Origin of the sequence: Streptomyces sp. NPDC049577 (genome assembly GCF_040675635.1) — a bacterium.
In the GTDB taxonomy this organism is placed as follows: Bacteria; Actinomycetota; Actinomycetes; order Streptomycetales; family Streptomycetaceae; genus Streptomyces.
Map to the genome: position 1 here is coordinate 1 of NZ_JBFAPH010000066.1, position 21,875 is coordinate 21,875.

Here is a 21,875-nt window from a genome sequence, read left to right on the forward strand (position 1 = left end):
GTGGGTGCTGACGTCCTCGGTGGACGCGGAGGCGGGCCTGTCGGTACGGGCGCCGGGTGCACCGACGCTCGGCAACTTCTCGGCCGTTCTCACTGACGAGATCACGTTCACGCCCATGCTCAACAGCCTCGTCCTGTGCGGCGGGGCGACCGTGGTGACCGTCGCCTGCGCGGCGCTCGCCGCCTATCCGCTGTCGCGCGACCGGTCGCGGTTCAGCAGGCCGTACCTGCTGAGCGTGCTGTTCGCGACGTGTCTGCCGATCACCGCGGTGATGGTGCCGGTGTACGGGCTGTTCGTACGGATCGACCTGATCGACACCGTCCCGGGAACGGCGCTCTTCCTGGCCGCCGCCCAACTGCCCTTCGCCGTCTGGCTGATGAAGAACTTCATGGACGGCGTCCCGGTGGCCCTGGAGGAGGCCGCCTGGACGGACGGCGCGGGCCGGCTGGAGACGCTGGTGCGAGTGATCCTGCCGCTGATGGGCCCGGGCCTGGCCGTGGTGACGATCTACTGCTTCATCATGATGTGGGGCAACTTCTTCGTGCCGTTCATGCTGCTGCTGTCGCCGGAGAAACTGCCCGCGTCCGTCAGCATCTTCACCTTCTTCGGGAACTACGGGCAGGTCGCCTACGGACAGCTGGCGGCGTTCTCGATCCTCTACTCGACGCCGGTCGTCCTCCTCTACGCACTCATCGCCCGCCGCCTGGGGGGCGGCTTCGCGCTGGGGGGCGCGGTCAAGGGGTGACGGGCGGGACCGGTGTCTTCCTGGCCTGGGCGGGTGGCCATCTGCGAGCGCACGAGTACGGCGGCGGGCCGCCTCCCCGGGAGGGGGGCGGCCCGCCGCCGTCACAGCCGGCTGCGAGGACCGGAGGACTAGAAGACGGACTCCGCCTCGTTCATCCGGTCCTCCGGAACCCGCTTGAGCTCGGTGATCGCGTCCGCCAGCGGCACCATGCGGATGTCGGTGCCCTTCAGCGCCGTCATCCTGCCGAAGTCGCCCCGGTGCGCGGCCTCGACCGCGTGCCAGCCGAAGCGGGTGGCGAGGACGCGGTCGTAAGCGGTGGGCGTGCCACCGCGCTGGACGTGACCGAGGATGACCGGGCGGGCCTCCTTGCCGAGGCGGCGCTCCAGCTCGGCGGCGAGCTTGGTGCCGATGCCGGCGAACCGCTCGTGGCCGAACTGGTCTATGGCGCCCTTCTTGTAGTCCATCGTCCCGTCGGCGGGGTGCGCGCCCTCGGCGACGCAGATGACGGCGAACTTCTTGCCCCGGGCGAACCGCTCCTCGACCATGCTGACCAGGTCGGCCGGGTCGAAGGGGCGCTCGGGCAGGCAGATGCCGTGGGCGCCGCCGGCCATGCCGGACTCCAGGGCGATCCAGCCGGCGTGGCGGCCCATGACCTCGACGACCATGACGCGCTGGTGGGACTCGGCGGTGGTCTTCAGCCGGTCGATGGCCTCCGTCGCGACGCCGACGGCGGTGTCGAAGCCGAAGGTGCGGTCGGTGGAGGAGATGTCGTTGTCGATCGTCTTGGGCACGCCGACGACCGGGAGACCGGCGTCCGACAGCATGCGGGCCGCGGTGAGCGTGCCCTCGCCGCCGATGGGAATGAGCACGTCGATGCCGTACTCACGAGCCAGTTCCTTCGAGCTCTCGCAGGCCTCGCGCAGCCGGGCCCGCTCCAGGCGCGAGGAGCCGAGGATCGTGCCGCCGCGGGCGAGGATGCCGCTGACGGCCTCCAGGTCGAGCTTGCGGTGCCGGCCGTCGAGCAGACCCTTGAAACCGTCCTCGAAGCCGATGACCTCGTCACCGTGCCCGACGACCGCGCGGTGCACCACCGAGCGGATGACAGCGTTCAGGCCGGGGCAGTCGCCCCCCGCGGTGAGAACTCCGATGCGCATCGTGCTGTGTCTCCTGCTCGCTACTGGTACATGTGAGCCGAGGCGATTCTTTCACGACCCCATGGGTACTGCCGAACCGCTCGGCGACACCTGCCTGACGAGCGCCTAATCCACGGTCGCAGGTATTGTCAAGAGGTCAAGCCCACCCTAACGGGTATTTCTTGGCGGCAGACGGTGACGCAGATGGTGAAACAGATGCCGAAGCAGCTGTCGAAGACACACACGGTGAAGGATCAAGGAGAGCACGCGTGACGCGCAGCGTGTACGTGACCGGGACCGACCGGGGCGACGGGCGCCAGGTCATCGAGCTGGGAGTCATGGAGCTCCTCACCCGCCATGTCGAGAAGGTGGGCGTCTTCCGCCCGCTCTTCCACGGCGACGGGCCCGACCGCCTGGTCGACCTGCTGCGCTCCCGCTACCGGCTGGCGCAGCCCGCCGCGAGCGTGGTCGGCCTCACCTACAACGAGGCGGCCGCCCTGCAGGCCGAGCGCGGCACCGACGAGCTGGTCTCCCGCCTGGTCGAGCGCTACCACGCCGTCGCCCGCGACCACGAGTACGTCCTCGTGCTCGGCACCGACTTCGCCGGCACCACCCTCCCCGACGAGCTCGCCCTGAACGCCCGCCTGGCGAACGAGTTCGCCGCCTCCGTCATCACGGTGGTCGGCGGCCAGGAGCAGTCCGCCGAATCCGTCCGCGCCGAGGCCCGCAACGCCTTCCGCGCCTACGAGTCGCTGGGCTGCGACGTCGTCGCGCTCGTCGTCAACCGGGTCGCCCCCGCCGACCGCGAGGCCATCGCCGAGCCGCTCGCCGCGACCCTGCCCGTCCCCTGCTACGCCCTGCCCGAGGACAGCGCCCTGTCCGCGCCGACCGTGCGCCAGATCGTGCACAAGCTCGGCGCCGAGGTGCTGCTCGGCGACGACGCGGGTCTCTCCCGCGACGCCAAGGACTTCGTCTTCGGCGGCGCCATGCTGCCCGCCTTCCTGCCCGCCCTGACCGAGGGCTGCCTCGTCGTCACCCCCGGCGACCGCGTGGACCTGATCCTCGGCGCGCTCGCCGCGCACAGCGCCGGCGCCCCGCCGATCGCCGGTCTGCTGCTCACCCTGGACGAGCGCCCCGGCCAGGACATCCTCGCGCTGGCCGGCCGGCTCGCCCCCGGCACGCCCGTCGTCTCGGTGCCCGGCGGCTCCTTCCCCACGGCGGCCGAGCTCTTCGCGATCGAGGGCAAGCTGGAGGCGTCCTCGCCGCGCAAGGCCGAGACCGCCCTCGGCCTCTTCGAGCGGCACGTGAACACCGCCGAGCTGACCGAGCGCATCGCCGTGGCCCGCTCCCCCCGCGTCACCCCGATGATGTTCGAGCACGAGCTGATCGAGCGCTCCCGCTCGGCCCGCCGCCGGGTGGTGCTGCCCGAGGGCACCGAGGAGCGCGTGCTGCGCGCGGCCGACGTGCTGCTGCGCCGCGACGTGTGCGACCTGACCCTGCTGGGCGAGGAGGACGCGGTCCGCAAGCGCGCCGCCGAGCTGGGCATCGACCTCAACGAGGCGCAGATCATCGACCCGCAGACCTCGCCGCTGCGCGAGCGCTTCGCCGAGATCTACGCCAAGGCGCGCGCCCACAAGGGCATGACCGTCGAGCTGGCCCACGACGTCGTCGCCGACGTCTCCTACTTCGGCACCCTGATGGTCCAGGAGGGCCTGGCCGACGGCATGGTCTCCGGCGCGGTGCACTCCACCGCCGCCACCATCCGCCCCGCCTTCGAGATCATCAAGACGGCGCCGGGCGCCCAGATCGTCTCCTCGGTCTTCTTCATGTGCCTGGCCGACCGGGTCCTGGTCTACGGCGACTGCGCGGTCAACCCCGACCCGAACGCCGAGCAGCTCGCGGACATCGCCATCCAGGCCGCCGCGACGGCGACGCAGTTCGGCGTGGAGCCGCGCATCGCGATGCTGTCCTACTCCACCGGCACCTCCGGCTCCGGCGCGGACGTCGACAAGGTCCGCCGGGCCACCGAGATCGCCCGCGAGCGCCGCCCCGACCTGAAGATCGAGGGCCCGATCCAGTACGACGCCGCCGTGGACGCGGCCGTGGCCCGCACCAAGCTGCCCGGCTCCGAGGTCGCCGGCAAGGCCACCGTGCTGATCTTCCCGGACCTGAACACCGGCAACAACACCTACAAGGCCGTGCAGCGCTCGGCCGGCGCCGTCGCGGTCGGCCCGGTCCTGCAGGGCCTGCGCAAGCCCGTGAACGACCTCTCGCGCGGCGCCCTGGTGCAGGACATCGTCAACACCGTCGCCATCACCGCCATCCAGGCGCAGGGCGAACAGCGCGGCGAGCGCACCGAACCCTGACGGCCGCCGTGGCGTCCCTCCCTACGCACCCCTCCTCCGCACAACCCGCCGCACCCTTCAAACCGGAAAGCCCCATGACTGCCAACGCGACCCGCGTCCTCGTCCTCAACTCCGGCTCCTCGTCGGTGAAGTACCAGCTGCTCGACATGACCGACGGCTCCCGGCTGGCCGTCGGCCTGGTCGAGCGCATCGGCGAGGAGATCTCGCGGCTGGCGCACACCCCGCTGGTCACCGGCGGTGACAAGCGGGAGCGCGAGGAGCGCTTCGCCGACCACGGCGCGGCGCTGAACGCGGTCGCCGAGGAGCTGGCGGCCGACGGGCTGGGCCTGGACTCGCCGGAGCTGGTGGCCATCGGGCACCGCGTGGTGCACGGCGGCAAGCGGTTCACCGAGCCGACGGTCGTCACCGAGGAGGTCATGGCGGAGATCGAGCGGCTGATCCCGGTCGCGCCGCTGCACAACCCGGCCAACGTCACCGGCATCCGCACGGCCCAGGCGCTCCGGCCCGACCTGCCGCAGGTCGCGGTCTTCGACACCGCCTTCCACACCACGATGCCGGAGTCCGCGGCCCGCTACGCCATCGACGTGGAGACCGCCGACGCGCACCGGGTGCGCCGCTACGGCTTCCACGGCACCTCGCACGCGTACGTCTCGCGCGAGACCGCGAAGCTCCTGGGCAAGGACCCGTCCGAGGTCAATGTGATCGTGCTGCACCTGGGCAACGGCGCCTCGGTCTCCGCCGTGCGCGGCGGCCGCTGCGTCGACACCTCCATGGGGCTCACCCCGCTGGAGGGCCTGGTCATGGGCACCCGGTCCGGGGACGTCGACGCGGGCGTGATCTTCCACCTGGCACGCAACGCCGGCATGTCGATCGACGAGATCGACTCGCTCCTGAACAAGAAGAGCGGTCTCATCGGACTGTGCGGCGACAACGACATGCGCGAGATCCGCCGGCGCATCGACGAGGGCGACGAGCGGGCGAAGCTCGCGTTCGACATCTACGTGCACCGGCTGAAGAAGTACATCGGCGCCTACTACGCCGTCCTGGGCAAGGTCGACGCCCTGGCCTTCACGGCCGGCGTGGGCGAGAACGCGGCGCCCGTGCGGGAGGCGGCGGTCGCGGGCCTGGCGGAGCTGGGCCTGGCCGTGGACGCCGGGCTGAACGCGGTGCGGTCGGGCGAGGCCCGGCTGATCTCCCCGGAGTCCGCGCGGGTCGCGGTGGCCGTCGTCCCGACGGATGAGGAGCTGGAGATCGCCACTCAGACGTACGCGCTGGTCAGCGCTTGATCGCCGGAACGGTCGGGGAACGGTCGCCGGAAGGTCATGATCCGTTCCTTGGGCGTTCCCACAGCTCGAATATTCCGCTCCGAAACAAACCGATAGGATCTGCCTCATGCGCCGTTCCAAAATCGTCTGCACCCTGGGCCCCGCCGTCGACTCCTTCGACCAGCTGAAGACGCTGATCGAGGCCGGCATGAACGTGGCCCGCTTCAACATGAGCCACGGGACCCACTCGGAGCACGAGGAGCGGTACCACCGTCTGCGCAAGGCCAGCGAGGAGACCGGGCGCGCGGTCGGCGTCCTGGCCGACCTCCAGGGCCCGAAGATCCGCCTGGAGACCTTCGCGGACGGCCCCGTCGAGCTCGTGCGCGGCGACGAGTTCACCATCACGACGGAGGACGTCCCCGGCGACCGGACGATCTGCGGCACGACCTACAAGGGCCTGCCCGGCGACGTCGCCAAGGGCGACCAGGTCCTGATCAACGACGGCAACGTCGAGCTGCGGGTGACCGAGGTCGAGGGCCCGCGTGTGAAGACGATCGTCATCGAGGGCGGCGTCATCTCCGACCACAAGGGCATCAACCTGCCCGGCGCGGCGGTGAACGTCCCGGCGCTGTCCGAGAAGGACGTCGAGGACCTGAAGTTCGCGCTCGCGATGGGCTGCGACATGGTCGCCCTGTCCTTCGTCCGCGACGCCAAGGACGTCCTCGACGTGCACCGCGTCATGGACGAGGTCGGCCGCCGGGTCCCGGTCATCGCCAAGGTCGAGAAGCCGCAGGCCGTCGAGAACATGGCGGAGGTCGTCATGGCCTTCGACGGTGTGATGGTGGCGCGCGGCGACCTGGCGGTGGAGTACCCGCTGGAGAAGGTGCCGATGGTGCAGAAGCGGCTCATCGAGATGTGCCGCCGCAACGCCAAGCCGGTGATCGTCGCCACCCAGATGATGGAGTCGATGATCACCAACTCGCGTCCGACGCGCGCGGAGGCCTCCGACGTCGCCAACGCGATCCTCGACGGCGCGGACGCGGTCATGCTCTCCGCCGAGTCCAGCGTCGGCGCGTACCCGATCGAGACGGTCAAGACGATGTCCCGCATCGTCGAGGCGGCCGAGCAGGAGCTGCTCTCCAAGGGCCTCCAGCCGCTCGTCCCGGGCAAGAAGCCGCGCACGCAGGGCGGTTCGGTCGCCCGCGCGGCCTGCGAGATCGCCGACTTCCTGGGCGGCAAGGCGCTCGTCGCCTTCACCAAGTCCGGCGACACCGCCCGCCGGCTGTCCCGCTACCGCGCGGCCCAGCCGATCCTGGCCTTCACCACGGAGATCTCGACCCGCAACCAGCTGACGCTGAGCTGGGGCGTGGAGACGTACGTCGTGCCGCACGTGGACAACACGGACGCGATGGTCGACCTCGTCGACGCCGAGCTGCTCAAGCTCAAGCGCCACAACGAGGGCGACACCATGGTCATCACGGCGGGCTCCCCGCCCGGTGTCCCCGGCACGACCAACATGGTGCGGGTGCACCACCTCGGCGAGAACCGCTGACGCACGCGCGCTGACGGCCGCCGCCCCGGAAGGGGTGGCGGCCGTCGTCGTATGCGGGGCCCGCCGTATGCGGGGCCTGCGGTGCTCAGCCGGTGATGTACTGGTGCAGCTGGGGGATGGTGAGCGTGCCGCCGAACTGACCGGCCTGGGTGATCTTCACATTGGTGAAGATCACGTACGGCAGATTGAGCGGCGGCGGGTGCTCCGGGTCGAAGGTGATCGGGATGGGGATCCCGAGGATCAGCAGATTGCCCTGGAGCCGCTCGGTGTACATCGTCACCGTGCCGTGCCGGATGGTGGAGGTCGTGCCCTTGCCCGCCTGGACGTGGTACTTCTTCCCGCCCGGGGCGTCCACGGTCTGGTGCAGATCGCCGATGTCGATGCCCGTCGCCGTGAACTTCAGTGCCTGCTTGCGCTGACCGCTCTTCGTCGTGACGTTGACGACGCCCTTGTAGTCCAGGCCCATGAGCGTCAGCCTGCTGGACTCCAGGTACCAGGGCTGGTCGGGCAGGATGACGGGGGTCTTCTCGTCCGAGCCGGCGACCTTCTTCTCCACCGGGCAGGGGAAGGCGTCGGGGGACGGGGTCCCGGCGGCGGACGGGCTGCCACTCGGCGAGGGGCTGCCGGACGGCGAGGGCGTGGCGCTCGGCGTGGCGGCGTCGGGCTTGGTCTCCTTCGCGGGGTCCTTCGCCGTGTCCTTCGTCGTGTCCTGCGCCGGCTCCTGCGTCTTCGCCCTGGAGCCGGCGGACGGCGCCGGGGCGGGGGGCGCGGGCGGGGCAGGCTTGGCCGATACGGACGGCGCGGGTGCGGGCGCCGGCTTCACCGGGTCGCTCTTGCCACCCGTGAGCACCTTGCCGAGCAGGTCGCCGAGGCCCAGCGGGTCGAGCGGGTCGCTCTTCTTGGACGGCGACGGGGACGGGGAGGGCGACGCGGAGGGGGACGGGGAGGTGGACGGCTCGGCCGTCTTGCCGCCGCTCTTCACCTTCGGAGCGGGTGCGGGGGCCGCGCCGCCGGACTTCTGCTGCTCCGCGGGAGCGTCGTCGCCCTTCTTCGCGGCCTTGCCGGCGTTGCCGGCCTTGTCCGCCGACGTGCTCGGCGTCGGGGTGGGCGTCGACGTGGCGCTCGGCTCGTCCGGGGCGGTGTCCGGGGCGGTCACGCAGTGCCCGTCCTGGGACGGGCTCGTCGGCGGCACGGGCTTGGCCTGGGCGAGCGTCGGGGTGAGGCCCATGCCCATGAGCACCGCGCTCGGCATCGCCGCCAGGGCTATCGCCTTGCCCGCCGGCATGTTCAGCCGCGCCAGCAGCGGCTTTCTGGGCGCGGCGTGACGCGGCCCGGTGGGGCGCCCCGTCTCCGACTGGTCACTACTCGACACGATTCCCTCCGTCAGCACTCTCCCCCGTGGCCCCCTGGGCCGGAGCAACCGGCTCCGGCAGCGGTGCGCCCGGCGCCCAGGCCACGCTGAGCCCGCCGCCGACCAGCGCCGGGACGAAGCCGAGCAGGAACGCCCCGAAGTTCGAGACGACCAGCGAGACGAGCGCGAGCAGAATCGCCGCGATCCCCGCGAACACCCGCGACTGCGGCTGGAACCACATCGTCAGCCCGAGGACGATCAGCAGCACGCCGATGATCAGCGAGCCCGCGCCGGCCGTGGTGGCCAGCCGGATGCTCAGGTCGCCGATCGTCATGGTCTGGTACGGGATGTACATGATCGGGATGCCGGCGAGCAGGGTGAACAGCCCGGCCCAGAACGGCCGTCGGCCCCGCCAGTCCCGGAACGAGCGGCGGTTGCTGCCGAAGGAGGTGGTCAGCCGTGGTCGCGTGTCGGCGCTCATGTCGTACAGCTCCTCGGGACTGGCGAAATCGGTGGTACGCGGTGCAACGGGGCACGGGCACGGGGTCGATCCGGCTCCCCGTGCCCGCTGGTTCGGTGCGTCAGTCGCTGTAGACGGGGCACTCGGCCCCGCCCATCTTGACGTTCATGTGCAGGCCCGGGAGAGTGAACGTTCCGGCTGTCGTCGCCCACGCGCGCTGGTTGACGTTGGTGAACTTCACCTTCTCGGCCTGCTGGGCGAACGAGCCCGGGACGTAGCCGCCCTTGCGCGGGTCGTTGGCGTCCGGCTTGGCCGGGCCGGGGCCCTTGGTGGTGCCGTCGACCGCCACACCGATGTCGATGTTGGTGAACTCGGCGTTGGCGGCGAGCTCGTCCGCGTCGATGTAGAGCTTCGTCGCCTGGACCTGGCTCTTGTCACCGGCCTTCAGCAGCATGGACACGTCGCCGAAGGGGGTCGGGATGGTGACCGCCTGACACAGCGAGGTGATCTTCGCGGAGTCGAGGCCGACCACGGCGACGGGCTTGTTGCCCGCCTTGGTCACGTCATTGGCGCCGTACTGGACGAACCCGTCGCCGGTCAGCTCCTTCGCCGTGACCTGGAACTGCTGGCCGGACACGCTGAAGGACGCCGCGAGCGCGCCCTGGGCGATGGCCACGCCTATCGCGGCCGTGGCCGCGACGCTCGGCACCATGACGACGGCGAAGCGCCGCCATCTGGTCCCGCCACGAGCCTGGGACTTCATGTTTCCTCCTTCTCGGACGTACATCTCCGGCACGGCACGCCTCGGCGGCCCGTGCCCGGGAGGGGAGAAGCGTTACGTCCTCGGGAAGGAGAGCGCCGCAGCATTCGGTGGCGCCGAACGCGCCCGACACACCGGCGATCACCCCCGAGCGACAACCACTTGGCCACGCCTTCGCGCAACCCACGGAACAGGCCCCGCCGTGGGGACGGCGGGGACCCCCCTGTTCCTTCGACCGGCGGACTGGGTGGTCCGCCGATCCGCCCGGTGGGGACCCGAGCCCCGCACACCGGCCGGCTGCCGGGTGGGGGTTGGACCGAGCGTGGCCCGATCGTGGTGCATTGTGGGCCGTGACACAAGGGGTTCGTTACTAGCGAGTAACGAGCGCATAACCGAAGGGCGTCCGGACCGCATCGGTAGGCAGCACATAAGCACCGCAGCGTGTCCGGCCACAGAGGGCGATAAACGGAAAACCCGGGCGAACGCCCGGGTTTTCCTTACTCGCAGTAACGGTGAGCCCGATTACCAAGTTTTGGTAAAGCGGCGTCCCTGTGTCACATGGGACACAAGGGCCGTTGTCCGTCGGCCGTTCGTCAGAACAGCGCCCGCGACAGGGCCGTGCGGGCCGCCGCCACGCGCGGGTCGTCCGGGCCGATCACCTCGAAGAGCTCCAGCAGCCGGACGCGGGCCGCGTCGCGGTCCTCGCCGGCGGTGCGCTTCACCATGTCGATCAGGCGCCCGAAGGCGTCCTGGACATGACCGCCGACCAGGTCCAGATCGGCGGCGTCGAGCTGCGCCTTCACCTCGCCCGGGGCGTCGGCCGCGGCCTTGCGGACCGCCTGCGCGTCCATGCCCTGGACCCGCTGGAGCAGCTCCGCCTGGGCCAGGCCCAGCTTCGCCTCGGCGTTGACCGGGTCGTCGGCCAGCACGTTCTTGTACGCCTGCATCGCACCGCCCAGGTCACCGGCGTCCAGCGCGTCGTGCGCGGCGCTCAGCGCGGCGTCGTGCGGGCCGGCGGGCCTGGGGGCGGCGGTCTCCCCGGCCGCACCCGGCTCGACGGGCGCGCCGACGATGCCGAACTGCATCTCGGCGACCTGGATCAGCTGGTCCAGGACCTGACGGATCTGCGCCTCGGGCGCCGCGCCCTGGAAGAGCGGCAGGGCCTGGCCGGCCACCACCGCGAAGACGGCGGGAATGGACTGCACACCGAACTGCTGGAAGAGCAGCTGGTTCGCCTCGACATCGACCTTGGCCAGGACGAAACGGCCGGCGTACTCCTCGGCCAGCCGCTCCAGCAGCGGGCCGAGCTGCTTGCACGGCTCGCACCAGTCGGCCCAGAAGTCGATGACGACCGGCACCTCGGCGGAGCGCTCCAGGACCTCCAGCTGGAAGTCCGCCTCACCGACGTCGAGGACGAGGCGGCCCGCGGCGGCGGGGGCACCGCCCTGGCTCGCCGCCTGGGCGCGCGCCTGCTCGGCCTTCTGCTTGGCTTCCCCGGCGGCCTTCACCGCGGCGAGGTCGACCACTCCGCTCATGGACATGTTCCGTGGCTGCATGGCCCTATCCTCCCCCCTCGCGCGCGGTGATGTGAAAAGTGTCGACGCCGGGTCCCCACCCGGCATCTCGTAGGCATCGCGTGGTTGTCGCTCTTACGCTACGAGTCGTAGCGTAACTGCACCCCCCGCCCTCTCCGCAAGCCCTCCCGTCCAAGAGATCTACTCGGCGGTAGGGTCCGTGCCATGAGTTCCGCCGCCTCCTCCCCCGCGCGCCGCACCGGCCGCCCGCGCAGCGCCGAGGCCGACCGGGCGATCCTCGACGCCACGCGCGCCGCGCTGGTGGAGCTGGGCTGGGGCAAGCTCACCCTCGGCGACGTCGCCGCGCGCGCGGGCGTCGCCAAGACCACGCTCTACCGCCGCTGGGCCGGCAAGAACGAACTGGTCGTGGACGCGGTGGCCGACCTCTTCGACGAACACCTGGAGCTCCCGGACCGCGGCAGCCTCCACGCGGACATCGAGGGCGTCGTCCTCCAGTTCGCCTCGCTCCTGGAGCGCCCGGAGACGAAGACGGCCCTCATGGCCGTCGTCGCCGAGTCCACCCGCGACGGCGCCCTGCGCGACCGCATCCGCTCGGCGATCGTCGACCGCCAGAAGTCCCTCGTCCTCCTGGGCCGCGAACGCGCCCAGGTCCGCGGCGAACTCCCCCGCGAGGACGACGAGGCCTCGGCGGCCCGCACGGCGGACCTCATCTTCGACGTCATCGCGGGCGCGGTCGTCCACCGCACGCTGGTCAGCGCGGAACCGGTCGACCCGGAATGGGCCCGCGGCTTCGCCACCCTCCTCATCGGCGGGCTGGCGGCGGGGGCGGGGGCGGGGGGATAGTTCACCGCACGTGCGGCGTGACCGTCGCGACGAAGTCGCGGATGCCTTGACGGGACGCGGTCCGGCGCTCGTCGAGCTGTCGGCGGTTCTCGGCCCAGTGCAGCTCGGTCACGCACTCCAGCACCCGCTCGGTGAGTTCCACGAGCGCCGGGTCGTCCGAGAGCATCTGGGCACGGAACATGGCCTCCTGGGCCGCGTACCGCGCCTTGTAGATGTCCTGCGGAGCGGTTGAGCACGGCCCCGTGCAGGGTGTCGTGAATCATCCGATCATGATCGCAAGGCGGCGTGTTTCCCGGGCCCTGCCCCCGCCCTGCGGCACAGTGGCCGAGTGGAAACGCTGGTCACCGAGATCGCCCCGGACGTCTACCGGTTGTCCACGTACGTCGAGGACGCGGACCTGCTGTTCAACCAGTACCTCGTCGACGCGGAAGAACCCCTGCTCTTCCACTGCGGGCTGCGGGCGCTCTTCCCGCTCGTCTCGGAGGCGCTAAACCGCGTCGTCCCGCTGGAACGGCTGCGGTGGATCACGTTCGGGCACGTGGAGGCCGACGAGTGCGGCTCGCTGAACTCCTGGGTGACCGCCGCGCCGCGGGCCCGGGTGGCCCACGGGCGGATGGGGTGCCTGGTGTCGGTGAACGACATGTCGGACCGGCCGCCGATGCCCCTGGAGGACGGGCAGGTCCTCGACCTCGGCGGGAAGCGGGTGCGGCGCATCGAGACGCCGCACGTGCCGCACGGCTGGGACGCCGGGCTGATGTACGAGGAGACGACCGGCACACTCCTGTGCGGCGACCTCTTCACCGCCGTCGGCAACGCTCCCCCGCTGACCGAGCGCGAGATCGTCGGCCCGGCGCTCGCCGCCGAGGACGTCTTCGGCGCGACCTGTCTGACGGCCGACACCGCGCCGGTCATGCACCGCCTGGCCGGGCTGGAGCCCACGACGCTGGGCCTGATGCACGGCCCCGCCTACACCGGTGCCTGCGGCGCGGCACTGCGCGACCTGGCGTCGGCGTACGCGGAACGGTTCGCCCGCAGCGTCGAGCGGGGGACCGCGCGGCCGGGGCCGTGACACGGCTACGGTGCCGGCTCGGCCCGTAGCCGCGTCCCTCAGAACCCCGCCGGCTCCGTGTACGTGCCCCACTCGTCGCGCAGGGCGTTGCAGATCTCGCCGAGGGTGGCCTCCGCCCGTACCGCCTCCAGCATCGGGCCGATCATGTTCGAGCCGTCGCGGGCCGCGGTCAGCATGGCCTCCAGGCCGGCGCGGACGCGGGCGTCGTCCCGCCCGGCCTTGCGGCCGGCCAGGACGCGGACCTGCTCGCGCTCGACCTCGTGGCTGACGCGCAGGATCTCCAGGTCGCCGGTGACCGAGCCCTCGTGGCAGTTGACGCCGACGACGCGCTTCTCGCCCTTCTCCAGGGCCTGCTGGTAGCGGAAGGCGCTCTCGGCGATCTCGCCGGTGAACCAGCCGTCCTCGATGCCGCGCAGGATGCCGGAGGTGATGGGCCCGATGGGGTGCTTGCCGTCGGGGTGGGCGCGCAGCCCGCGCTCCTTGATCTGTTCGAAGATCTTCTCGGCGTCGGCCTCGATGCGGTCGGTCAGCTGCTCGACGTACCAGGAGCCGCCCAGCGGGTCGGCGACGTTGGCGACGCCGGTCTCCTCCATGAGCACCTGCTGGGTGCGCAGCGCGATCTCGGCGGCCTGCTCGCTGGGGAGGGCGAGGGTCTCGTCGAGGGCGTTGGTGTGCAGGGAGTTGGTACCGCCGAGGACGGCGGCCAGCGCCTCCACGGCGGTGCGCACCACGTTGTTGTACGGCTGCTGGGCGGTGAGGGAGACGCCGGCCGTCTGGGTGTGGAAGCGCAGCCACTGCGCCTTGTCGGTCTTCGCGCCGTAGACCTCCTTCATCCAGCGCGCCCAGATGCGGCGGGCCGCGCGGAACTTGGCGATCTCCTCGAAGAAGTCGACGTGCGCGTCGAAGAAGAAGGACAGGCCCGGGGCGAAGACGTCGACGTCGAGCCCGCGCGAGAGGCCCAGTTCGACATAGCCGAAGCCGTCGGCGAGGGTGTAGGCGAGCTCCTGCGCGGCCGTGGCCCCGGCCTCGCGGATGTGGTAGCCGGAGACGGACAGCGGCTTGTACGCGGGGATGGAGCTCGCGCAGTGCTCCATCAGGTCGCCGATCAGGCGCAGATGGGGCTCGGGCTGGAAGAGCCACTCCTTCTGCGCGATGTACTCCTTGAAGATGTCCGTCTGGAGCGTGCCGTTGAGCACGGACGGGGCGACGCCCTGCCGCTCGGCGGCGACCAGGTACATGCAGAAGACGGGGACGGCCGGGCCGCTGATCGTCATCGAGGTGGTGACGTCACCGAGCGGGATGTCCTTGAAGAGGATCTCCATATCGGCGGCGGAGTCGATGGCCACGCCGCAGTGGCCGACCTCACCCAGGGAGCGGGGGTCGTCGGAGTCCCGGCCCATGAGGGTGGGCATGTCGAAGGCGACCGAGAGGCCGCCGCCGCCGTTGCCCAGGATCATCTTGTACCGCTCGTTGGTCTGCTCGGCGTTGCCGAAGCCGGCGAACTGGCGGATCGTCCACGTCCGCCCCCGGTAGCCGGTGGCGTACAGACCCCGGGTGAAGGGGTACTCCCCGGGCCAGCCGATGCGCTCGAAGCCCTCGTACACATCGCCCGGGCGCGGTCCGTAGGCGGGCTCGACGGCGTCCCCGGAGAGCGTGGTGAAGTCGGCGTCCCGCTTGCGCGCCGCGTCGAACCGGGCCTGCCAGCGGCTGCGCCCCGCCGCGATCGCCTCTGCGTCCATCTGGTGTCGCCCGCCTCTCCGCGCCCCGTTGCGCGTCCATCAAAAATTACTAGGACGTCCTACTAAATTTTCGCGCAAGAAAGCCCCGAGCACAAGAGGTGCCCGGGGCGCTCCGCGGGGTGTGTCAGGTCCCGACCGGGCCGGATCAGGCGGTGGCCTGCGCCGCCTCGGCGGCGACCAGCGGCTCCAGCTCGCGGCAGACCTTGCGCTCGACGAAGAAGACCGCCGTCGGGATGGTGCCGGCGAGCAGCACCCAGGCGAGCTTGCCGAAGGGCCACTTCGCCTTGGAGCCCATGTCGAAGGCGAAGACCAGGTAGAGGACGTACAGCCAGCCGTGGGCGATGCCGACGGCGCTGACGAAGCCGCTCGCCCCGTCGATCATCAGCAGGTACTTGGCGATGACGCCGATCGTCAGGAGGACCAGCAGCACACCGGTGACGTAGGCCATCACGCGGTAGCGGGTCAGCACGCTCTTTTTCACCGAAGGTTCCTCGCACTACGTCTCGGGTCGGCCCGCACGGCCGGGGGTCCGGGGGTTCGGGGGTCGCCCCCGGGAATGACAGCTGCCGTCGAGCGTAACCGGCCGAAACGGCCGATCTTCGGCGGCCCCGCCGACTAGGGGGTGTCCGCGTTCCCCGTAAGGCCATCCTGAAGGCCATCCTCAAGGCCCTCCGGAAGGTCCTCCGAGAAGTCCCCCGCCGCCACCCGCAGCGGCCGCAGGATGTCGAAGATCCGCCCGCACTCCTCCGCGCCGTACGAGCCCAGGCCGAAGTCCATCGCCATCAGGTCGCGCGTCGCCGCCTCGACGACCTCGCGGCCCTTGTCCGTCACCGACGCGAGCGTGCCGCGCCCGTCCTTGGGGTTGGGGCGCTTGGCGACCAGCCCCTGGGCGACCAGCCGGTCGACGGTGTTGGTCACCGACGTCGGGTGGACCATGAGCCGCTCGCCGATCTTCGACATCGGCAGCTCCCCCGCCCTGCTGAACGTCAGCAGCACCAGCGCCTCGTACCGGGCGAAGGTCAGACCGTACGGCTTGACGACCGCGTCGACCTGCCCGAGCAGGATCTGCTGGGCCCGCATGATCGAGGTGATCGCGGCCATCGAGGGCACGGAGCCCCATCGTTCCTTCCAGAGCTCGTCGGCACGGGCGATGGGGTCGAAGGGAAGGCTGAGCGGCTTGGGCACGTCATCGAGCGTACCCGGCGGCCACATCCTGACCGGCGTCATCTCGGATACCGGGACCGGCCCCGATCCCGGTCCCTGGCCCGGCACCGCGACCGGCCGCCGCGCGGGACCGTACGACCTCCCGGACGACCGCACCCCCGACCGCCGTCCCGAGCAGACCGGCCCCGGCGACGACCACGTGGACGGGCGCGAACTCCGCCGCGACGCCCGCCAGCGCCATGCCCAGCCCCTGGATCGTCATCATGCCCGCCGCCTGGAGCGTCATCGCCCGGCCGCGCAGCTCCTCCGGCACCGCCGCCACGAACCACTGGTCCGCCCCGAGCGTGTACGCCGAACCCGCCCCGGCCAGCGCCACCAGGAGCAGCGCCCAGCCGAGCGAGGGGCGCAGGACGTACGCCAGGAACGGCAGTACGGTCGCGGCCGCCAGCGGCAGCGCGATCCGCTCCCGGCCGCGCGGGCCGAGCAGCGAGCCGGCGAGCACCTCGGCGAGGATCGTGCCGACCGGCATACCGCACATCAGCAGCCCCACGCCCGTGGTGCCCGCGCCGATCGCGTCCGCGTACGGGGCGGCGAGCGACTCCGGCGCGACGAGGAAGAACGGGGGCAGCCAGGAGAGCAGCAGCAGCGCCCGTATCCGGCGGTCGGCGAGCAGGGTACGGACACCGCCCGGCCGGGCGGAGGCTTCGGTGCGGGCGCCGTCCCGGGCCGGGCGGCGGCGCGTTCCGAAGCGCAGCAGCAGCGCGGAGCCGAGGAATCCGGCCGCCGTGGCGGCGAGTGCGGCGCGCGGGGACACGGCCGTCAGCAGCAGCCCGCCCGCCGCGAAGCCGGCCAGCTGCGCGCCCTGCGTCACGACGCGCAGCAGCGAGCGGCCGAGGACGAACAGGTCGCCGGTGCCGAGGATGTCCCCGAGCGTCGCCGCCCGCGTCCCGATGAACACCGGTCCGACGGCGGCGTGCAGGCACCGCAGCGCCAGCAGGACGGCGACGGGCGTGGCGGGCAGCGCCATCGCCGCACCGCCGGCGGCGCACACCAGGTCGCAGACCACGAGCACCCGCCGCGCCGGGTAGCGGTCGGCCACCCCGGACAGCAGGGTGCCGCCCAGGACGTACGGCAGGAAGCCGAGGGCGAAGGTGAGTGCGCTGAGCAGCGGCGACCCGGTCGTCCGGTAGACGAGCACGGAGAGCGCGATCTCCCCGACGACGAGACCGAGGAGGGAGAGGAGGTGGGCGGCGAAGACGGTACGGAACTCGGGCACGGCGAAGACGGCGCGGTAACCCGCGGAGGGTGCTGGGGACATGGGCGCCAGCCTCCCGGGCCGGCGGTCCGGCCTCTACTCTTTCGTCCACAGCCGAAAGAGTCACGGGGGCGGGGGCCGCATGCCGTTTCACATGCGCTTCGGGTCGGAGGACCTGCTGCGGTGCCGGTTCGGGATCTCCCCGCTGTGGGAGACGCACCAGGCCGTCTACACGCTGCTGCGGCCCGAGCGGCAGGCGTACCACGTGCCGTGGCTGCGGCGGATGCGGGAGGCGGCGGGGGCGCTCGGCCTCTCCGCGATCACGCCGCTGGTCCCGGACGGCGGCTACCACCCGGACTTCCTGTGCCCGCCGCCGCGCGGCCCGCTGGAGTCGTTCGAGGCCGAGCTGGCGCGTGTACAGGCCACCGATCCGGAGCGGGTGCGCACCGAGCTCGCCCGGTCCCTGGCCGACACCCCCGGCGCGGCGGACTCGCCCCGGGGCCGGGCCATGCTCGCCGATCCGGCCGGCGCGGTCCGGGAACTGACCGCGACGCTGGAGAGGGTCTGGCACACCCTGCTCGCGCCGGACTGGCCGAGGCTGCGCGAGCTGCTGGAGGCGGACGTGGCCTTCCACGCGCGGCGCCTGGCGGAGGGCGGCCTGGAGCGGCTCTTCGCCGGTCTGCACCCGTCGCTGGTGTGGGCGGACGGCACGCTGACGATCGCCCGGCGCGGCAGCCACGACCGGACGCTGGGCGGGGACGGGCTGTTGCTCGTCCCCAGCGTCTTCGCGTGGCCGGAGGTGATCGGCGGCTTCGACGAGCCCTGGCAGGCGACCGTCGTCTACCCCGCGCGCGGCATCGCCGGCCTGTGGACGGCGCCGGACGCCGGCGCCCGCGCGGGCGAGGCGCTCGTCCGCCTCCTGGGCCGCAACCGCGCGGCACTGCTGGCCGGCCTGGACGAGCCCGCGTCCACCACGGAACTGGCCCGCCGGCACGGGCTGGCCCTGTCCTCGGTGTCGGCGCACCTGGGGGTGCTGCGGGACGCGGGGCTGCTCACGGCGCGGCGGTCGGGGACGCGGGTGCTGTACGAGCGGACACCGCTGGGGTCCGCCGTCGCCCGGCCGTGACGCTCAGCCCTCGGCCAGGTGCCGTTCCACGGTCGCGACCTTCGAGGTCAGCCCGTCCGTGACACCGGCCCGGATGTCCGCCTTGAGCACGAGCGAGACCCGCCCGCAGCGCGCCTCGACGGCGGCCACGGCCCGCTTGACGACGTCCATGACCTCGTCCCACTCACCTTCCACGGACGTGAACATCGCGTCCGTGCGGTTCGGCAGGCCGGAGTCGCGCACGACGCGCACCGCCTCGGCGACGTACTCCCCGACGTCCTCGCCGACGCCGATCGGGGTGACGGAGAAGGCGACGATCATGCGTTGACCACGCTTTCCTTGCGGGCGCGAGCGGCGATGACCTGGGCCTCGGCCTCGCGGCGCAGCATGCGGTCGGCGAAGAAGCCGCCCGTGGGGACGATCGAGAGCGCGAAGACGAGGGCGGCCCGCGTGAAGGGCCACTTGGTGCGGTTCCAGGCGTCGAGCAGGAAGACGACGTAGAGGATGAACGAGATGCCGTGCACCCAGCCCATGACCGGCACGGCGTTGAACGAGGTCGTGTTCTTCAGCACGATGCAGACGATCAGCAGCAGCCAGGAAATAGCCTCCGGGACGGAGACAAGGCGGAGCCGGCGCAGGGCGGAGGCGGTCTTGAGGTCCACGGGGCACCTTTCGGACGCGTGGCGGTACGGTGACAGCTTGTGACGGCTTTCACAAGCTTCCCCATTGTCGCAGCCCCCTCGGGCGGTGGCCGATCCGGGTGCGTTCGGCGGGCTAGGGGCCTGTTGGATGTGTATGTCCGCCCGCTAGCGTCTGGGCCGTGGCTCAGTTTCGGCTCCAGGGGAGCAAGGTCCTCGCCGTCGACATGGCGGGTGACGCGGTCAAGGCCAAGAACGGCTCGATGGTCGCGTACGAGGGCGAGATGACATTCAAGAAGTTGACCGGTGGCGGCGACGGCCTGCGGGGCATGGTCACCCGCCGCCTCACCGGCGAGGCGATGGAAGTGATGGAGGTCAAGGGGCAGGGCACCTGCTACTTCGCCGACCGCGCGAGCGAGATCAACCTCGTGACGCTGCGGGGCGAGACGCTGTACGTGGAGGCGAGCAATCTGCTCTGCACGGACTCGTCGCTGCGGACCGGCACCACCTTCACCGGGCTGCGCGGAGCCTCGCAGGGCAATGGCCTCTTCACCACGACCGTCGAGGGCTCGGGGCAGGCGGCGATCCTCTCCGACGGGACGGCGATCGTGCTGCGGGTGACCCCCCAGATGCCGCTCCAGGTGGACCCGGGTGCGTACATCGCGCACACGGGACGGCTGAAGCAGCATTTCCAGTCGGGGGTGAACTTCCGTACGTTCATCGGCGAGGGCTCGGGCGAGGCCTTCCAGATCCGCTTCGAGGGCGACGGCCTGGTGTACGTGCAGCCGAGCGAGCGCAACACGATCGGGGGCGACATCTGATGCCCTTCCGGCTTCTGAACTCGAAGATGGTCGAGGCCCAGGTACTGCCCGGGCAGCGGCTGTTCAGCCAGCGCGGGGCGATGCTGGCGTACAAGGGCGACGTCTCGTTCACGCCGAGCATCACCGGCGGGCAGGGCGGCGTGATGAGCATGATCGGCCGGCGGATCGCCAACGAGGCGACGCCGCTGATGACGGTCGAGGGCAACGGCACGGTGATGTTCGGCCACGGCGGGCACCACGTCCACGTGATCGACCTGACCGGCGACACCCTCTACGTCGAGGCGGACCGCCTCCTCGCCTTCGACGGGACGTTGCAGCAGGGCACGATGTTCATGGGCTCGCAGGGCGGCGTCATGGGCATGGTGCGCGGCCAGGTGACCGGGCAGGGCCTGTTCACCACGACGCTGGCGGGCCACGGCTCGGTGGCCGTCATGGCGCACGGCGGCTTCATCGAGCTGCCGATCGTGCCCGGGCGTCCGGTCCACGTGGACCCGCAGGCGTACGTCGCGCACCGCGGCGACGTGCGCAACAAGCTGTCGGCCGCGCTCGGCTGGCGCGAGGTCGTCGGCCGCGGCAGCGGCGAGGCGTTCCGGCTCGAACTCTCGGGCAACGGCATCGTGTACGTACAGGCCTCGGAGGAGAAGCTGTGAACGGCCCGGCCATCCACGACGCGAGCACGCTCCCGTCCGACGACAACGTCAACCCGTACGCCTTCAGCGTCGACCTCAAGGGCCAGTGGTTCCTGCAGAAGGGGAAGATGATCGCCTATTACGGGCGGATCGACTTCCACGGCATCGGCCACGGCCCGCTGGACCGGCTCATCGCCGGCAGCTTCCACTCCCCGCTGCACGCCTCGGACTGGGTGGTGGCCGAGGGCCAGGGCAAGATGCTGCTCGCGGACCGGTCGTTCGACGTGAACTCCTACGACCTCGAGGACGGCAACCTCACGGTGCGGTCCGGCAATCTGCTGGCGTTCCAGCCGTCGCTGTCGCTGAAGCAGTCGATCATCCCGGGTTTTCTGACGTTGATCGGCACGGGCAAGTTCGTGGCCGCCTCCAACGGCCCGGTGGTCTTCGCCGAACCGCCGATCCGGGTGGACCCGCAGGCCCTGGTGGGCTGGGCGGACTGCCCGTCCCCCTGCCACCACTACGACCACCAGTACCTGCGCGGCGTCATGGGCGGCGTGCGGCGGCTGACGGGGCTCGGCGGTGCGTCCGGCGAGGAGCACCAGTTCGAGTTCGTGGGTGCGGGGACGGTGCTGCTGCAGTCCACCGAGCAGCTGATGGACGAGCAGCCGGTCGGCGAGACGCCGCAGCACGAGGCGGGCGTGCCGTACGGAAGCGGTGGAAACCAGCCAATGACCCCCCGCCTCCCCGGCCAGCTGGGCGACCTCCAGCGCCGCTTCGGGCTGTGAGCGGTACCCTGCGGAGTGTGACGTCGAACGCATGACCCCTCGTTCCGGTCACCGTATCCCTATTAGTTAGCTTTTCAACTTCTTAGGTAGAATCCATCCATGGACACCGAGAACGGCACCCGCTGGCTCAGCGACGAGGAACAGCGCGCCTGGCGTGCCCACCTGGAAGTGAGCCGGCTACTGATGCACCAGCTCGAACGGGATCTCCAGCCCTTCGGCCTCACCAACAACGACTACGAGATTCTGGTCAACCTCTCGGAGTCGCCGGAGCACCGGATGCGCATGAGCGACCTCGCGATGGCCACGCTCCAGTCCAAGAGCCGTCTCTCCCACCAGATCACCCGCATGGAGAACGCGGGCCTGGTCCGCCGGGTGAACTGCGAGTCCGACCGCCGGGGCCTGTTCGCGGTCCTGACGGAACAGGGCTGGAACACGATGCGCGAGGTGGCCCCGCACCATGTCGCGTCGGTGCGCGAGCACTTCATCGACCTGCTGTCGCCGGAGGACCTCAAGGCACTGCGCGAATCCCTTGCGCCGGTGGCGGAGCACTTGCGGGGGACGCGGGGGAAGGCCTGAGGGGCCCGGCACGGCCTCTTCGCGACTCCCGCCGCAGCCGGAAGCCCTACCAGTACGCGTACTGGTAGGGCTTCCGGCTGCGGC

At 71.3% G+C, this 21,875-nt stretch carries 22 protein-coding genes and 1 pseudogene; 11 read left to right on the forward strand and 12 right to left on the reverse strand.

The genetic code is table 11. The annotated features are described in order from the left end of the window. Positions 1-745 (forward strand): carbohydrate ABC transporter permease (locus AB0K09_RS10755; protein ID WP_366064974.1); only part of this gene is annotated, 745 nt, incomplete at its 5' end. Between the two features lie 128 nt (positions 746-873). On the opposite strand, the gene AB0K09_RS10760 is transcribed toward AB0K09_RS10755, so the two are convergent. Then, complete coding sequence (locus AB0K09_RS10760) at positions 874-1,899, reverse strand: ATP-dependent 6-phosphofructokinase (RefSeq protein WP_366064975.1); 1,026 nt, start codon at positions 1,897-1,899, stop codon at positions 874-876. A 248-nt stretch (positions 1,900-2,147) separates the two neighbouring features. On the opposite strand from AB0K09_RS10760, the gene pta reads away from it, so the two are divergent. The 3 genes from pta (at position 2,148) to pyk (ending at position 7,061) form a co-directional block, all read left to right on the forward strand. Then, positions 2,148-4,244: a phosphate acetyltransferase gene (gene pta / locus AB0K09_RS10765; protein ID WP_366064976.1), complete on the forward strand. Its 2,097-nt coding sequence runs from the start codon at positions 2,148-2,150 to the stop codon at positions 4,242-4,244. 74 nt (positions 4,245-4,318) lie between these two features. Then, on the forward strand, positions 4,319-5,530 hold the full coding sequence (locus AB0K09_RS10770; protein ID WP_366064977.1) for an acetate kinase: 1,212 nt from the start codon (positions 4,319-4,321) through the stop codon (positions 5,528-5,530). Between the two features lie 106 nt (positions 5,531-5,636). Beyond that, positions 5,637-7,061, forward strand: a complete 1,425-nt coding sequence (gene pyk, locus AB0K09_RS10775; protein ID WP_366064978.1) for a pyruvate kinase — start codon at positions 5,637-5,639, stop codon at positions 7,059-7,061. A gap of 85 nt (positions 7,062-7,146) precedes the next feature. On the opposite strand, the gene AB0K09_RS10780 is transcribed toward pyk, so the two are convergent. The 4 genes from AB0K09_RS10780 to AB0K09_RS10795 form a co-directional block, all read right to left on the reverse strand. Continuing rightward, on the reverse strand, positions 7,147-8,433 hold the full coding sequence (locus tag AB0K09_RS10780; RefSeq protein WP_366064979.1) for a hypothetical protein: 1,287 nt from the start codon (positions 8,431-8,433) through the stop codon (positions 7,147-7,149). Next, on the reverse strand, positions 8,423-8,893 hold the full coding sequence (locus tag AB0K09_RS10785; protein ID WP_366064980.1) for a DUF6114 domain-containing protein: 471 nt from the start codon (positions 8,891-8,893) through the stop codon (positions 8,423-8,425). Before AB0K09_RS10785 ends, AB0K09_RS10780 begins: the two co-directional genes overlap by 11 nt. 100 nt (positions 8,894-8,993) lie before the next feature. After that, on the reverse strand, positions 8,994-9,635 hold the full coding sequence (locus AB0K09_RS10790; RefSeq protein WP_366064981.1) for a DUF6230 family protein: 642 nt from the start codon (positions 9,633-9,635) through the stop codon (positions 8,994-8,996). A 590-nt stretch (positions 9,636-10,225) separates the two neighbouring features. Then, positions 10,226-11,188 (reverse strand): tetratricopeptide repeat protein, encoded by a 963-nt coding sequence (locus AB0K09_RS10795; RefSeq protein WP_366064982.1) that lies wholly within the window; start codon positions 11,186-11,188, stop codon positions 10,226-10,228. Between the two features lie 183 nt (positions 11,189-11,371). Here AB0K09_RS10795 and AB0K09_RS10800 point away from each other — a divergent pair, with 183 nt between their 5' ends. Then, entirely contained in the window at positions 11,372-12,010 is a 639-nt protein-coding gene (locus AB0K09_RS10800; protein ID WP_366064983.1) for a TetR/AcrR family transcriptional regulator, read from the forward strand. Position 12,011: 1 nt separating this feature from the next. Here the strand turns inward: AB0K09_RS10800 and AB0K09_RS10805 are convergent, their stop codons facing one another. Further along, positions 12,012-12,191 (reverse strand): hypothetical protein, encoded by a 180-nt coding sequence (locus AB0K09_RS10805; protein ID WP_366064985.1) that lies wholly within the window; start codon positions 12,189-12,191, stop codon positions 12,012-12,014. Positions 12,192-12,338: 147 nt separating this feature from the next. On the opposite strand from AB0K09_RS10805, the gene AB0K09_RS10810 reads away from it, so the two are divergent. After that, positions 12,339-13,079, forward strand: a complete 741-nt coding sequence (locus AB0K09_RS10810; protein WP_366064986.1) for an MBL fold metallo-hydrolase — start codon at positions 12,339-12,341, stop codon at positions 13,077-13,079. A 38-nt stretch (positions 13,080-13,117) separates the two neighbouring features. On the opposite strand, the gene AB0K09_RS10815 is transcribed toward AB0K09_RS10810, so the two are convergent. The 4 genes and pseudogenes from AB0K09_RS10815 to AB0K09_RS10830 all read right to left on the reverse strand — a co-directional run bounded on the left by AB0K09_RS10815 (position 13,118) and on the right by AB0K09_RS10830 (position 17,300). Continuing rightward, complete coding sequence (locus AB0K09_RS10815; protein ID WP_366064987.1) at positions 13,118-14,818, reverse strand: methylmalonyl-CoA mutase family protein; 1,701 nt, start codon at positions 14,816-14,818, stop codon at positions 13,118-13,120. A 145-nt stretch (positions 14,819-14,963) separates the two neighbouring features. Then, the gene (locus tag AB0K09_RS10820; protein ID WP_366064988.1) at positions 14,964-15,299 is read right to left on the reverse strand and encodes a DUF3817 domain-containing protein; all 336 of its coding nucleotides are present in this window, start codon (positions 15,297-15,299) and stop codon (positions 14,964-14,966) included. Between the two features lie 197 nt (positions 15,300-15,496). Beyond that, positions 15,497-16,003: pseudogene (locus tag AB0K09_RS10825) on the reverse strand (MarR family transcriptional regulator); the annotation flags it as partial. A gap of 1 nt (position 16,004) precedes the next feature. Beyond that, positions 16,005-17,300 (reverse strand): MFS transporter, encoded by a 1,296-nt coding sequence (locus AB0K09_RS10830; RefSeq protein WP_366064989.1) that lies wholly within the window; start codon positions 17,298-17,300, stop codon positions 16,005-16,007. A gap of 79 nt (positions 17,301-17,379) precedes the next feature. Here AB0K09_RS10830 and AB0K09_RS10835 point away from each other — a divergent pair, with 79 nt between their 5' ends. After that, positions 17,380-18,363, forward strand: coding sequence for a DUF5937 family protein (locus AB0K09_RS10835; protein ID WP_366064990.1), 984 nt, complete (start codon positions 17,380-17,382; stop codon positions 18,361-18,363). 3 nt (positions 18,364-18,366) lie between these two features. Here AB0K09_RS10835 and AB0K09_RS10840 read toward each other — a convergent pair whose 3' ends face one another. Next, on the reverse strand, positions 18,367-18,663 hold the full coding sequence (locus tag AB0K09_RS10840) for an MTH1187 family thiamine-binding protein (protein WP_366064991.1): 297 nt from the start codon (positions 18,661-18,663) through the stop codon (positions 18,367-18,369). Continuing rightward, complete coding sequence (locus AB0K09_RS10845) at positions 18,660-19,004, reverse strand: DUF3817 domain-containing protein (RefSeq protein ID WP_366064992.1); 345 nt, start codon at positions 19,002-19,004, stop codon at positions 18,660-18,662. Before AB0K09_RS10845 ends, AB0K09_RS10840 begins: the two co-directional genes overlap by 4 nt. A 158-nt stretch (positions 19,005-19,162) precedes the next feature. On the opposite strand from AB0K09_RS10845, the gene AB0K09_RS10850 reads away from it, so the two are divergent. The 4 genes from AB0K09_RS10850 to AB0K09_RS10865 all read left to right on the forward strand — a co-directional run bounded on the left by AB0K09_RS10850 (position 19,163) and on the right by AB0K09_RS10865 (position 21,791). Continuing rightward, entirely contained in the window at positions 19,163-19,801 is a 639-nt protein-coding gene (locus AB0K09_RS10850; protein WP_366064993.1) for an AIM24 family protein, read from the forward strand. Next, positions 19,801-20,451, forward strand: a complete 651-nt coding sequence (locus AB0K09_RS10855; RefSeq protein WP_366064994.1) for an AIM24 family protein — start codon at positions 19,801-19,803, stop codon at positions 20,449-20,451. The genes AB0K09_RS10850 and AB0K09_RS10855 overlap by 1 nt, the downstream gene beginning before the upstream one ends. Beyond that, positions 20,448-21,215, forward strand: coding sequence for an AIM24 family protein (locus tag AB0K09_RS10860; RefSeq protein WP_366064995.1), 768 nt, complete (start codon positions 20,448-20,450; stop codon positions 21,213-21,215). Before AB0K09_RS10855 ends, AB0K09_RS10860 begins: the two co-directional genes overlap by 4 nt. A gap of 99 nt (positions 21,216-21,314) precedes the next feature. Continuing rightward, positions 21,315-21,791 carry a MarR family transcriptional regulator gene (locus AB0K09_RS10865; RefSeq protein WP_366064996.1) on the forward strand — a complete coding sequence of 159 codons (477 nt, stop codon included), beginning with the start codon at positions 21,315-21,317 and terminating at the stop codon, positions 21,789-21,791. Positions 21,792-21,875 lie beyond the last annotated feature (84 nt).

Bases quoted from the DNA above. Each gene is read 5' to 3' on its own strand.
- AB0K09_RS10800 (WP_366064983.1), top strand. From the start codon at position 11,372: ATGAGTTCCGCCGCCTCCTCCCCCGCGCGCCGCACCGGCCGCCCGCGC.
- AB0K09_RS10785 (WP_366064980.1), bottom strand. From the start codon at position 8,893: ATGAGCGCCGACACGCGACCACGGCTGACCACCTCCTTCGGCAGCAAC.
- AB0K09_RS10770 (WP_366064977.1), top strand. From the start codon at position 4,319: ATGACTGCCAACGCGACCCGCGTCCTCGTCCTCAACTCCGGCTCCTCG.
- AB0K09_RS10760 (WP_366064975.1), bottom strand. From the start codon at position 1,899: ATGCGCATCGGAGTTCTCACCGCGGGGGGCGACTGCCCCGGCCTGAAC.
- AB0K09_RS10855 (WP_366064994.1), top strand. From the start codon at position 19,801: ATGCCCTTCCGGCTTCTGAACTCGAAGATGGTCGAGGCCCAGGTACTG.
- AB0K09_RS10835 (WP_366064990.1), top strand. From the start codon at position 17,380: ATGCCGTTTCACATGCGCTTCGGGTCGGAGGACCTGCTGCGGTGCCGG.
- AB0K09_RS10865 (WP_366064996.1), top strand. From the start codon at position 21,315: ATGGACACCGAGAACGGCACCCGCTGGCTCAGCGACGAGGAACAGCGC.
- AB0K09_RS10840 (WP_366064991.1), bottom strand. From the start codon at position 18,663: ATGATCGTCGCCTTCTCCGTCACCCCGATCGGCGTCGGCGAGGACGTC.
- AB0K09_RS10805 (WP_366064985.1), bottom strand. From the start codon at position 12,191: ATGTTCCGTGCCCAGATGCTCTCGGACGACCCGGCGCTCGTGGAACTC.
- AB0K09_RS10790 (WP_366064981.1), bottom strand. From the start codon at position 9,635: ATGAAGTCCCAGGCTCGTGGCGGGACCAGATGGCGGCGCTTCGCCGTC.
- AB0K09_RS10830 (WP_366064989.1), bottom strand. From the start codon at position 17,300: ATGTCCCCAGCACCCTCCGCGGGTTACCGCGCCGTCTTCGCCGTGCCC.
- pyk (WP_366064978.1), top strand. From the start codon at position 5,637: ATGCGCCGTTCCAAAATCGTCTGCACCCTGGGCCCCGCCGTCGACTCC.
- AB0K09_RS10795 (WP_366064982.1), bottom strand. From the start codon at position 11,188: ATGCAGCCACGGAACATGTCCATGAGCGGAGTGGTCGACCTCGCCGCG.
- AB0K09_RS10815 (WP_366064987.1), bottom strand. From the start codon at position 14,818: ATGGACGCAGAGGCGATCGCGGCGGGGCGCAGCCGCTGGCAGGCCCGG.